Origin of the sequence: Halomonas sp. Ps84H-12 (assembly GCF_024124725.1) — a bacterium.
GTDB lineage: Bacteria > Pseudomonadota > Gammaproteobacteria > Pseudomonadales > Halomonadaceae > Vreelandella > Vreelandella aquamarina.
Window position 1 is genome coordinate 30719 of the sequence record NZ_JAMXSJ010000021.1, and the last position, 12785, is coordinate 43503.

The 12785-nt window shown below is 58.9% G+C and carries 8 protein-coding genes; 3 read left to right on the top strand and 5 right to left on the bottom strand.

Annotated features, from left to right (window positions below):
- The first annotated feature begins 103 nt into the window (after positions 1 to 103).
- Complete coding sequence (gene polA, locus NH344_RS11315) at positions 104 to 2869, top strand: DNA polymerase I (protein WP_253027916.1); 2766 nt, start codon at positions 104 to 106, stop codon at positions 2867 to 2869.
- A gap of 112 nt (positions 2870 to 2981) precedes the next feature.
- On the opposite strand, the gene NH344_RS11320 is transcribed toward polA, so the two are convergent.
- Positions 2982 to 4007, bottom strand: a complete 1026-nt coding sequence (locus tag NH344_RS11320) for a Fe(3+) ABC transporter substrate-binding protein (protein ID WP_044630138.1) — start codon at positions 4005 to 4007, stop codon at positions 2982 to 2984.
- Between the two features lie 224 nt (positions 4008 to 4231).
- Here NH344_RS11320 and NH344_RS11325 point away from each other — a divergent pair, with 224 nt between their 5' ends.
- Positions 4232 to 5329, top strand: coding sequence for an ABC transporter ATP-binding protein (locus tag NH344_RS11325; protein ID WP_228219524.1), 1098 nt, complete (start codon positions 4232 to 4234; stop codon positions 5327 to 5329).
- A 27-nt stretch (positions 5330 to 5356) separates the two neighbouring features.
- Here the strand turns inward: NH344_RS11325 and NH344_RS11330 are convergent, their stop codons facing one another.
- The 4 genes from NH344_RS11330 to dctP all read right to left on the bottom strand — a co-directional run bounded on the left by NH344_RS11330 (position 5357) and on the right by dctP (position 10230).
- Positions 5357 to 7057, bottom strand: coding sequence for an iron ABC transporter permease (locus NH344_RS11330; protein ID WP_089675069.1), 1701 nt, complete (start codon positions 7055 to 7057; stop codon positions 5357 to 5359).
- Positions 7058 to 7220: 163 nt separating this feature from the next.
- Complete coding sequence (locus NH344_RS11335; RefSeq protein WP_197931357.1) at positions 7221 to 8549, bottom strand: TRAP transporter large permease subunit; 1329 nt, start codon at positions 8547 to 8549, stop codon at positions 7221 to 7223.
- Positions 8546 to 9049, bottom strand: a complete 504-nt coding sequence (locus tag NH344_RS11340; protein WP_044630142.1) for a TRAP transporter small permease subunit — start codon at positions 9047 to 9049, stop codon at positions 8546 to 8548. The genes NH344_RS11335 and NH344_RS11340 overlap by 4 nt, the downstream gene beginning before the upstream one ends.
- A gap of 77 nt (positions 9050 to 9126) precedes the next feature.
- Positions 9127 to 10230: a TRAP transporter substrate-binding protein DctP gene (gene dctP, locus NH344_RS11345; protein WP_044630143.1), complete on the bottom strand. Its 1104-nt coding sequence runs from the start codon at positions 10228 to 10230 to the stop codon at positions 9127 to 9129.
- Between the two features lie 332 nt (positions 10231 to 10562).
- On the opposite strand from dctP, the gene NH344_RS11350 reads away from it, so the two are divergent.
- On the top strand, positions 10563 to 12773 hold the full coding sequence (locus tag NH344_RS11350; RefSeq protein ID WP_253027917.1) for a GNAT family N-acetyltransferase: 2211 nt from the start codon (positions 10563 to 10565) through the stop codon (positions 12771 to 12773).
- The last annotated feature ends 12 nt before the right edge of the window (positions 12774 to 12785 follow it).

The window sequence follows — 12785 nt, forward strand, 5'->3', positions numbered from 1 at the left end:
TGAAGAGTAGCGAGTTTTAGGGCTCTTTTCTGCAGGCCCGGCGTTGAACGCGTATCATAGAGAGCAGACATCCTTACCGTTTTGCTGACTATGGAATTTGGTTATGGCCCGTGCCCCAATCGTGCTCGTCGATGGCTCTTCGTACCTCTACCGCGCGTTTCATGCGCTGCCGCCGCTAACGACCTCTAACGGTCAGCCGACCGGAGCCGTGAAGGGCGTGCTGAACATGCTCAAACGGCTGATGAAAGACTACCCCGATAGCCCCATGGCGGTGGTGTTCGACGCGCCGGGTAAAACCTTCCGCGATGAGCTGTACAGCGATTACAAGGCCCACCGCCCACCCATGCCGGATGACCTACGCAGCCAGATCGAACCGCTGCACGCCTGTGTCAAAGCACTCGGCCTGCCGCTGCTGTGCATCGAAGGGGTCGAGGCGGATGACGTGATTGGCACGTTGGCGCACCAAGCCACTCAGGCTGGCCGCGACGCGGTCATCTCCACCGGCGATAAGGACATGGCCCAACTGGTGAACGGCCACATCACGCTGGTCAACACCATGAAAGAGGAAACCCTCGATGAAGCGGGCGTGGAGGAGAAGTTTGGCCTGCCGCCGGCGCTGATTATCGACTTCCTCGCACTGATGGGCGACAAGGTGGACAACATCCCCGGCGTGCCTGGGGTGGGCGAGAAAACCGCCATTGGCCTGCTGCAAGGTATGGGCGGCGGTTTAGACACGATTTATGGCGATTTAGAGCGCGTGACCACCCTCGGTTTCCGCGGCGCGAAAACGTTACCCAAAAAACTGGAAGAGCACCGCGAGCAAGCGTTTCTCTCCTATCAGTTAGCGACGATCAAAACCGACTGCGACTTGCCGGTGGGGTTGGATGATTTGGACATTGCCCACCCGGACCGCGAAGCGCTGGTCGAGCTCTACAAACAGATGGAGTTCAAACAGTGGCTCGCCGAGCTGCTGGAAGGCAACGACGAAGGCGTGGACGATGTGGCAGGCGGTGAGCCCGTCTCGGAAACAACCGACAGCACGACGGAAACGGCGCCGACCGAGCGCCACGACCATGTGATTACCGAGCAGGCCGAGCTGGAGGCGTGGCTCGAACGGCTCAACGAGGCCGAACGTTTCTGCTTCGACTTGGAAACCACCAGCCTCAACTACATGGATGCAGAAATTGTGGGTATCGGCGTGTCGCTGGAAGCCGGGGAAGCTGCCTATATTCCGGTGGCCCATGATTACTTGGATGCTCCCCAGCAGCTTGATCGCAAAGCGGTGCTGGCAGCGTTAAAGCCACTGCTGGAAGACCCGGCCAAAACCAAAATTGGACAAAACCTCAAATACGATATTTCCGTACTGGCGAACTACGACATTTCTGTCGTTGGCCCGTTTGCCGACACCATGCTAGCGTCGTATGTGCTCAACTCCACCGCCACGCGCCACGATATGGATTCGCTGGCGCTGAAGTACCTGGGCGAGAAAACCATTTCGTTTGAAGAGATCGCGGGCAAAGGCGCCAAGCAGCTGACGTTTAATCAGATTGCCCTAGAGCAAGCGGCTCCCTACGCCTGCGAGGATGTAGATATCACCCTGCGCCTACAGGACACGCTGCGTCCCCAAGTGGAGCGGGAAGGGCGCTTGGCCGAGGTGCTCGACCACCTTGAGCTACCACTAATCAGCGTGCTGTCGCGCATCGAGCGTAACGGCGTGGCCGTGGATGCCGAGCGCCTGTACGAGCAGAGCCAGCAGCTCGAACAGCGCATCCGCGAGATAGAGAGTGAAGCTTTTGAGCTGGCGGGCCGCGAGTTCAACCTGGGGTCTCCCAAGCAGCTGGGCCAGATTCTGTTCGAAGAGCAGAAGATTCCGGTCATCAAGAAAACCCCCAAGGGCGCGCCTTCCACCGCCGAAGCCGTGCTGGAAGAGCTGGCGCTGGACTACCCCTTGCCCAAGGTGATCATGCAGCACCGTGGCCTGGCCAAGCTGAAGTCCACCTATACCGATAAGCTGCCGCGCCTGCTCAATAAAACCACCGGGCGGGTACACACCAGCTATCATCAGGCGGTTACGGCCACCGGGCGGCTGTCGTCGTCGGACCCGAACCTGCAGAATATTCCCATCCGTACCGAGGAGGGGCGCAAAATCCGCCAGGCGTTCGTGGCGCGCCCTGGCTACCGCATTGTGGCGGCGGACTACTCGCAGATCGAGCTGCGTATTATGGCGCACCTTTCGGAAGATAAAGGGCTGCTGGAAGCGTTTGCTGAAGGGCGCGATATCCACACCGCTACCGCGGCGGAAGTTTTTGGCACCTCGCTTGAAAAGGTGTCTGGCGACCAGCGGCGCAGCGCTAAGGCGATTAACTTTGGCTTGATTTACGGCATGAGCGCTTGGGGGCTGGCTCGTCAGCTGCGTATTGACCGTAGCCAGGCCCAAACCTACATCGACCGCTATTTTGACCGCTACCCAGGCGTCGCCCGCTATATGGACCGCATTCGTACCCAGGCGGCGGAAGATGGCTTTGTCGAAACCGTGATGGGGCGGCGTTTATACCTGCCAGAGATTCACTCGCAAAACCGCAACCGCCGCCAAGGGGCCGAGCGCACGGCCATCAACGCGCCGATGCAGGGCACGGCGGCGGATATTATCAAACAGGCCATGATTGATGTGGATGCGTGGCTAGCGGAAGGGGAGTTCGATGCGCTGATGGTCATGCAGGTACACGATGAATTGGTGTTCGAGGTGGCCGAGGCGCAGGTAGAGCGCTTTATTGAGCAAGTGCAGGCACGCATGCAGGCCGCGGCCTCGCTCAGCGTACCGCTGATTGTGGAAGCGCAAAGCGGCGCGAATTGGGATGAAGCCCACTAACGAACGAGAGAGCACTCGCCAATAACACACAACCCCCACAGCGGTCGCTGCGGGGGTTGTGTTGAGTACGTTACTTAAGCACCGGCTTCAAAAGCGTGTGCCCAAGCCGCGCTTAACGCCAGCTAACGCGGTCGAAGATACGTACCGCTTCCGGGTTGTTCTCACCCAGGATGCTGATGTTGATGTCGTCTTTGGCAAAATCGCCCCAAGACTCCAGCACCGGGTTTTTCTTCACGCCTTCTACCACCGGGAACTCGTAGTTACGCTCGGCCAGCACTTCTTGCGCTTGGTCAGAGGCCAGGAACTCCAGGAAGCGAATGCCGTTTTCCGGGTTTTGTGCGTTGGCGACTAAGCCTGCACCACCTACGTTCACGTGGGTGCCGCGGTCATCCTGATTGGGGAAGATCACGCCCACTTTGCGCGCGGCTTCACGCTCGGCGGCATCGTCAGAGTGCAGCAGGCGCACGTAGTAGTAGTGGTTGGCGACGGCGAGGTTACACTCACCGCTGGCAACGCCAAGAATCTGATCGGTATCACCGCCTTCGGGGTCGCGGGCCATGTTGTTCACAACGCCCTGGGCCCACTCCTGCGCGCCTTCCTCGCCGTGGTGCTCAATCAGCGATGCCAGCAGTGACTGGTTGTAGATGTTGTTGGAAGAACGGATACACACTTGGCCTTCAAACTGCGGGTCGGCAAGATCTTCGTAGGTAGCGATCTGGCTCGGGTCGAAGTTTTCGCGGTTGTAGTAGATCACACGGGCACGCTGGCTAAAGCCAAACCACATGCCTTCTGGGTGACGCATGGATTCCGGCAGGCGCTCGTTAAGTGCATCAGAGTTTACGCTTTGAAAAATACCGTCTTGCTCGGCGCGCCACAGGTTGCCTGCATCCACGGTCAGCATAACGTCGGCGGGGCTAGCCACGCCTTCACGCTGCATACGCTCCATTAGTTGGTTAGCGTCGCCTTCCAGTACATTCACTTCAATGCCAGTCTCATCGGTGAACGCTTGGTAGAGCATTTCGTCAGAGTCATAGTGGCGAGCGGAGTAGATGTTGACTTCATTAGCGAGTGCGCTGCTGGCAAACGCAGAGCCGGCCATGATGGCAGCTACGGAGGCCGAAAGACGTGCTTGTTTCATAACAAATACCCTGAATGTTTATGATAATAAGTTGCATTAACGGCGTGTGCTATTGAAACGCCTTGTTCGAAGGACGTCAAGCGAAATGCTAATGACTCGCATCACTTTTTGTGCCTAGACGTGCATCTCACGCCAATAGAAAATAGAATGCAAATAACTTTCAACCGTGTTCGCAATGGCTGAGCGGTCAGCGCTCTCCCGGCGAACAAACCATGGGTGAACGAATGACGGCAACTGTGTCCCTTTCTGAGGTGGCGGAGCCTGCATCGGCGCTGTCGCTACGCGATGTTCAGCATACGTTTGCGGCTAACAAAGTTGTTAAAGGTATTGATCTCGACATTGCTCAGGGCGAAGTGGTCTGCCTGCTTGGCCCTTCCGGCTGCGGTAAAACCACGCTACTGCGCATTGCGGCAGGGCTGGAAGTGGTCCAAGAAGGCACCGTCAGCCTGGAAGGGCAGGCCATTGCCGCCCCCGGCAAACGCCATGTACCGCCGGAAAAGCGCAACGTCGGGCTGGCGTTTCAGGATTCGGCGCTCTTCCCCCACCTTAGCGTGTTGGAAAATGTCACTTTCGGCTTAAAGCATCTACCCTCCAGCCAGCGCCGTGAACGTGCGCTGGAGCTATTAACCCAGCTTGGCATGGCTGACTACGCCGATACCTACCCGCATATGCTCTCCGGCGGTCAGCAGCAGCGCGTGGCGCTGGCCCGAGCTCTGGCACCTACGCCCAAGCTAATGCTGTTGGATGAACCCTTCTCCAGCCTGGACGCTCGGCTGCGTGATCGGATTCGCGACGATACGCTGCACGTGTTGAAAAAGCTGGGCTCGGCCACGCTACTGGTGACTCACGATCCGGAAGAAGCGATGTTTATGGCCGACCGCATCGCCTTGATGCGCGATGGCAAAATCGTCCAAACGGGTACCCCGCGGGAGCTTTACTGCGCTCCCGTCGACCCATTTGTGGTGACCTTCTTTGGGGAAGTGAACGAGCTTGAAGGGGTGGTGGAAGGAGGCGTGATACAAACGCCGGTAGGCGACATAGATGCCAGCTGGCTGCCAGAGGGTAGCCAGGCCCAGGTGATGATCCGCCCGGAGGCGCTGCGTATCAAAGAGCGCGACCTGCCTGCGGAAACCCACAGCCACAGCCACGTGGTGATGGCGAAACTACTGGGCCGCACTAGCTTGATTCACCTATGTGCCCACGGTGCTGATGGCCAAGAAGCGCACCTGCACGCACGGGTACCAGGGGTCTTCCTGCCCCAGGAGGGGCAGCCGATCGATATCGACCTCGACCACACCCAGGTGTTTATCTTTCCGCGTTAGTCTTTCCGCGTTAGTTGCGCGTTTTAATTACTCAGCTTGGCTGCCTGGGCGCGCCCGGCGCATCGCCAGGCTGAGTAGAATTACCGGTAAAATCCCCACCACCACAATGGTGAGCGATGCAGTAGACGCCTCCGCCAAGCGCTCATCGGACGCCAAACTGTGAGCGCGCACCGCCAGCGTGTCGAAGTTAAACGGCCGCAAAATAATCGTGGCGGGCAGCTCCTTCATCACATCCACAAACACCAGAATGCCCGCGGCCAATAGGCTGCTGCGCATCAGTGGCGTATGAATGCGGCGCAGCGTGCCCCCGGCTGTTTGCCCCAGGGTGCGCGAGGCGGCGTCCATGCTTGGCGTCACTTTGCCCAGGCTCGCCTCTACTGCGTTAAACGACACCGCCAAAAAGCGCACCACATAGGCGTAAATCAAGATGAACGCCGTGCCGCTAAACACCAGCCCGATGATCTTATCGTAATGGGTGTGAAGCCAAGTGTTGAGCGCGTTATCCAGCCAGGCAAACGGAATCAAAATACCCACGGCCACCACCGAGCCAGGAATGGCGTAACCCATCGCCGCAATGCGGGTAAACAGTCGCGCACTGGGGGAGTTATGCAGCCGCACGCCGTAGCTCAGCAGCACCGCCAGCCCCACCGCAATCAGCGCTGCCACCGTAGCGAGGCTCAGGCTGTTCATGGCAAAGCCGATGAAGCGCGTGCCAAATAGGCTGTCGCCGGTAGTCATCGCCATTTCCAGCAGAATACCGCTGGGCAGCAAGAAGCCAACGGTGATTGGTAACAGGCAGGCCAGCGTCGCCCCGACGGCGTGCCAGCCGTGCAACCTGTACTCAGGCAACTGTTGATAGCGGTTGGTGGTGTGGAAGTAGCGGCGCTTACCCCGCGACCAGCGCTCCAGCAGCACGAAGGCGATCACGAAGGTCAGCAGGCAGGCGGCTAGCTGGGCCGCGGCAATCGGCTCGCCTAGGCCAAACCAGGTGCGGTAAATACCCGTGGTAAAGGTATCCACCCCAAAAAACTGCACCGCGCCAAACTCATTGAGCGTTTCCATCAGCACCAGCGAGACGCCGCCCACCAGCGCCGGGCGTGCCAGCGGCAGCGCAACGCTGGCAAATAAACGCCAGGGGCCGCGCCCTAACGTGCGACCAACATCCAAGACGCACACCGACTGCTCTAAGAAGGAAGCGCGGGCCAGCAGGTACACATAGGGGTAAAGCACGAAGGTGATCAGCGTGGCAGCGCCCCCCAACGAGCGTACATTGGGGAAGTAGTAGTCGCCGACCTGCCAGTGAAACCACTCCCGCAGCAGGCTTTGTAGCGGCCCCGCCACCTGTAGAAAATCGGTGTAGGCATAAGCAATCACATAGGTCGGCACCGCCAGCGGCAGCAGTAGCGCCCACTCAAATAGGCGCTTGCCGGGGAAGCGACACATCACCACCAGCCAAGCGGTCCCTGTGCCAATTACCAGTGTGCCTAACCCCACCCACAGTACCAGCCAGAAGGTGTTGGATAAGTAGCGAGGCAGAACCGTGCTGGCCAAGTGCTGCCAAACGCCTTCGGTGGGCATCACGATATGGCCAAGCACGACCAAAATAGGCAGTGCCACAATCAGGGCAATCAGAAAAAGTGCAATTGACCAAGGGTTAAGCGACAGCGTAAAGCGTGATGCGAAACCTGAAAGCAGAGCCGATGGTGACCGGCGAGCAGGTGTAGACACGTCGTTGGCTCCTTGGACGAGGGGCAGTATGGCTCGTCAATGCGAAAAAATAGCGGTTGCAAATAGTATCACTTGCGTCAGTGGGGTGCAGCCAGCATTCGGGCAGGCAAAAAAATCCCCCCGCAAAGCGGAGGGATTTAGCGCTGGCCTAACCGCTGATGTGTTAGTAGCCCACCATCATGCTAGGTAGCCCGGTAATCAAGCTGGGGAAGATAGACATCAGGATACAGGCCAGAATGATGATCGCTACAAACGGTACCACCGCTTTGTACAGATCGACGATCTCAACCCCTGGCGGGGCGACCCCTTTGAGGTAGAACAGTGCATAGCCAAACGGTGGCGTGAGGAAGGAGGTCTGCAGCACCACGGCCACCATCACCACGAACCACAATACGTCCACGCCCATCTGAGCAATGATCGGCAGCATAATCGGGAAGCTCAGCAGCACAATGCCGGTCCAGTCCAGGAACATACCCAGGATAAAGACCAGGAACAGCATCAGCAGCAGCGCACCAAAGGTGCCGCCCGGCATGGCGAGTACAAAATCACTGATCACAGTCATGCCGCCACCAATGGAGAACACGCCGGTAAATGCCGTTGCCCCTACCAGTACCAGCATCACCATGGTGGTGGTTTTACCCGCTTCGATGAGCGTGTTGTAGCAGGTCGAGAGCTTGCGGTCACCGAAGATCAGGAACAGCAGGAAAGCGATGAACACACCAATCGCCGAGGCCTCGGTCGCGGTGGCGATCCCGGTAAATAGAGCACCGAGCACGCCCAGGATCAGCGACATCGGCGGCACCACGTACTTGCCCAGCATAATAAGCAGCTCTTTGGTACTGACCTCGGCGCGCTCCTCTTTCGGCACCTTGGGGCCGTAGCTGGGTTTCAGCCAGCAGATCAGCACCACGTACAGCGCGTACATCACGCCCAGCAGCAGGCCTGGAATCAGCGCCCCGGCAAACAGCGCACCCACCGACACCGGCGAGTAGCTGGCCATTAGAATCAGCATGATGCTGGGCGGAATCAAAATGCCCAGGCAGCCGCTCGCCATGATCACGCCCGCGCTGAGCTCTTTGTTGTAGCCATACTTCAGCATCGGCACCAGCGCGATCATCCCCATGACGGCGATGGACGCCCCGACGATGCCGGTCGTGGCTGCCAGCAGTACCGAAACAACAACGACGGTTAAGGCGAGGCCGCCGCGCACATTCGCCAGCAGCAGGCGCATGGCGTCGAACATCTTCTCCGTCACGCCGGAGTCGTTGAGAAAGCGCGCCATCAAAATAAACAGCGGAATGGCGACCAGCACATAGTTGTCCATGGCGTTGCCATAAACGTTATTAATAATAATGCCGAGGGTATTAATGCCGGGGCCTAGATACGCGCCGATTACCGCCATGCCGCCCAGCACAAAGGCTAGCGGATGGCCCATAAACAGCCCGACCAGCAGCCCGCCGAACATCACCAGCGTCAGTAGCTCTGCACTCATGCGGATGTCTCCTCACGCAACTGCATAATGGCGCGCAGCACGATGGCGACCGCCTGTAGCAAAATCAGTGCGGCGGCCAAGACGATCACGCCTTTCACCGGATAAACGGGAATCGAGACCATGCCATAGGTGGTTTCGCCACGGCTAAAGGAGCGCTCGAAGAAGCGCCAGCCGTAGGTCAGCAGCAGCCAAATAAACGGCACGAAGAAAACTAGGTAGCCAATGAGATCCAGCACGGCCTGCTTCTTACGAGATAGCAAACGCTTCACCACATCCACCTCAACGTGGGCGTGATGACGCAACCCGTAAGCCGCCATGAGCATAAAGTGAGCGCCGAACAGCATCTTCGTAATATCGAACGCCCAGTCGCTTGGGCGGCCGAAAAAAAAGCGCGACACAATGTCGTAAAGCACTATGAGAGTAATGATGGCAATTAACGGCGCGATAATGCGGCCAAACAGCTCGTTAATCGCATCGATCGCCTTGGCAATCGCATTCATGGAAGATCTCCGCAACTGAGCTAAGGCCGCCCCGGCAGGTGCTGGGGCGGCAATGTTACGCTTTTATAGTGAATGCCTTATAGGCAGGCTTCGATCTCTTCCAGTGAGGGCAGGTTATCCATGGTACGGCTCATGTTGAAGGGGGCCGTCACATCACGCCATGCGGCGTACTCTTGCAGGTAGGTGATCATGGAGTGGTAGACCTTAGCATGGTCTGGATTCTCACAGGCGCCGCGTACGATGACCTCGTTGGTGATCTCCTGGATACGCGCCAGATCCTCTTCAGAGAACTGGTTGATGGTCACGCCCGCGTCGATAAACTTCTGGGTCGCTTCGGTGGATTCGCGCTCAGACCAGGAGAGTGACCACGCCATGGTGGCTTCGGCAGCGATACGCAGCTTGGCTTGCGTCTCTTCAGAAAGCGCATCCCAAGAATCTTTGTTGATCATAACGCCGAACACGCTCGCTGACTGGTGCCAGCCGGGGGTCGCCCAGTAGTCGGCCACTTCGGCAAAGCCTGCATTGAAGTCAACGCCAGGGGTGGAGAACTCACCTGCGTCAATCACGCCACGCTCAATGGCTTGGTACACTTCGCCACCAGCCAGTGTGACCTGTGAGCCGCCCAACTCTTCAAGCACACGGCCCTGGTCACGGCCAGAAAGACGCAGGCGCTTGCCTTCTAGGTCGGCGATGCTCTCGATGGGCGTGCGGCCCATAAAGCCGGATTCATTGTTGGTAATACCGTAGGGCAGGTAAACCATGTTGTACTGGCCATAGATCTCTTGGTAGAGCTCAAAACCGCCCCACTGTTGGATCCAGTTCAGATAATCGACACCGTTGAACAAACTGGTGGTGGTGGCCAGCGGCGAGAACGCTGGGTTTAAGCCTGCCCAGTAGCCGGGCCAGTCACCTGCGGCTTGGATAGCGCCGGTTTCAGTGGCGTCGAAGACTTCGGTGCCGGGCATCAAGGTGCCGCCTGCGCGGAAGTTAATTTGAACTTCGTCGCCCGCTAGTTGGTTAACCAACTCTGCCCAGTGCTGGTCGATCTTGATCAGATCCAGGTTCTCCGGCCAGGTGGAGGTCATGGTCCACTGCTCTTGTGCCTGGGCGGTGGAGGTGAGAGCGGCGAAAGCGACGCCAGCGGCAAGGCTGGTCAATGCGAATTTTGTAGTCTTTTTCATTGTATGTTTCCTGGTACTTTGGCGGTTAGCGTTATTAGTGTTAATGACCTGAAAGCAGGAAAGTACAGCGGGCAGGCTAACGTTTACGTAAAGTAAAACATCCTGCGCTGCATCGCTAAGCTAGCACATACCCCCCGCTGCAGCGCAATATCAGTAATACAAGGAAGCTAACGCGGGCTTTGTTGCCGTTTTATTTGAAAAATAGCAGTCAAAACATCGCTTTAAAATGCTATTAGGTGCACTTCCACAGGGGGGATATGGTGATAAAACGTTGAAAAGCGCCTATTTGTTAAACCAAAGTTGTAAGAGAATTTTTATTTTAAGGAGTTGCCATGGGCAGGCCGCACCACGCTGAGCCTACCTCACCGGCTGGCACTGCCGTTGCACAACAAGCTGCTGTGTTAGCCAGCTATGCCCGCCGTTTAAAGCGGCGCGGCTGGCGGGGGTTAGTGTGGCTTAACGGTGCTCCAGAGCAGGCGCGCCAGCAGGCGTTGGCGCTATGGCAAGCACTCGACTGGAGTGCGCCACTGTGGATAGGGGATGGCCAGCAAGCGCCGGTAGCACCGAGCTTGCCAAGCCGCAAAGCGCGCACCCGGCTGGGAGCAGAGCATCAGCTGGTGATCCTGGATGCCAGCGGCCACCAAGGGTTAGATCCAGATGCCCTAGGCGCACTAGCGGGCACCGTCAGCGCTGGCGGTCTGCTGGTGCTGGTCACCCCAGCGACGTGGGGCAGCCAACCCGATCCCGACTACGCCCGCTTTGCCGATTACCCTTGGCAGTGGGAAGCGCTCAGCGCGCACTATTTAGCGCGGTTGGCCTGTCAGTTGGGCGAGTCTAATGCCGTGATCCACTGGCCCGTTGGTGGTGCGCTATGGCTACCCGCGTTGAGCAAACGGCAAGCAGCCGCCGCGCAATGGGACGATGCTGACTGCCTCACCCTAGACCAGGCCAGCGCAGTGAGCGCGCTGGTCAAGCTCAAACGCCGCCGCCCGCTGGTAGTGACTGCCGACCGGGGACGAGGCAAAAGTGCCGCTTTGGGCATAGCCTGCGCGCGCTTACTGCAGCAAAGCGGTGACGTAGAACTCCTGCTTACGGCCCCTCGGCTTAGCGCAGTGGAGAGCGTCTTTAGCCGAGTGGCGGCGCTGTGCCCTGAAGCACAGCACCACGGCCCCGCCGAGGTGTCGCTTCCCAACGGCAGTCGGCTGCGCTTTTTGCCGCCGGATGTTCTGACAGAACAGATAGAACAGGGCACGCTAGTAGGCAGCGGCAGTATGCTGCTGGTGGATGAAGCCGCCGCCATTCCGGCGTCGTTGCTGGCCCGCTGGCTGGCGGCTTTTCCGCGCATTGCGTTTGCCACGACGGTGCATGGCTACGAAGGCTCGGGGCGCGGCTTTGCGCTGCGTTTTCGCGATATATTGGACCGCCAAGCGCCCCAGTGGCGTGAATTGACGCTGCAAGCGCCAATACGCTGGTCAGCCGGTGACCCGCTGGAAGCCGTCATTCAGCACCTGCTTTTACTCGATGCGCCGCTGCCCAAAGGAGAGCCACACCAGGGCGAGCGGCTTCCCAGCATGGTGATTAGCCAAGCGCAGCTAGCGGAGCGGGGGGCTTTGCTGGAAAAGCTGTTTGGCCTGCTGGTGCAGTCCCACTACCGCACCACGCCGAGTGATTTACGCCAACTGCTGGATGGCCCCGGCACGTCGCTGCGCATGGTGCTAGGCAGCGATGGGGCTGGCCCCCAAGCGGTACTGGTCACGCGAGAGGAGGGTGGCTTTGATGCCGCGCTTGCCGAGCAGGTAGCGCGAGGCGAGCGCAGACCTCAGGGGCATTTGTTGGCGCAGTCGCTGGCGGCCCATTGCGGCAGCCGTGAGGCGCTAACCGCCCGCTGGCGGCGGGTGGCGCGCATTGCTGCCCACCCACAGCGCCGTCGCGAAGGGCTGGGGCGGCAGCTGTTGGAAGAGGATATGGCCAGCGCTGCTCAGCAAGGTATTGTGCTGTATGGGGCTACTTTTGGTGCTGAGGCAGGGTTGCTCCAATTTTGGCTGGCGCTGGGGTTTGTGCCGGTGCGTTTAGGCATTACCCGAGAAGCCGCCACTGGCGAATACGCCGTGATGGTCGCCAAACCGCTCAACCAAGAGGGTCAGTCGGTGCTCGGTGAATTAACCGCAGGCTTTGCCGCTTCGCTACCCGGCCTGTTGGCGTTTGAGTTGGCAACACTGCCCGCTCCGGTGGTGGCGCTGTTGCTCACCTCGCTCTCCGGCCAGCCGCTTAGCGCAGCCGAGCATCAGGCTGTTCACGACGTAGCCTATGCCCGCCGCGACCCCGCCCTGGCTCGCCCGGCGCTGCAGGCGCTGGCGCGTGAAGCCAGCCGCCAACCGTTAGGTGAGGCCCAGCAGGCGCATCAGCAGCTCGCTGCTTGGGCCTACCAAAATCAGCCGTTCGCTAAGGCTCAAAAAGAGGCCGTACAACGCTTACGTCAGGCTGTACAGCAGGTGATCGAAGCATGCGCGCTTTTCCCCAGTGAGCCAGAGCGGTTAAAGTAAGCCCGTTATCGA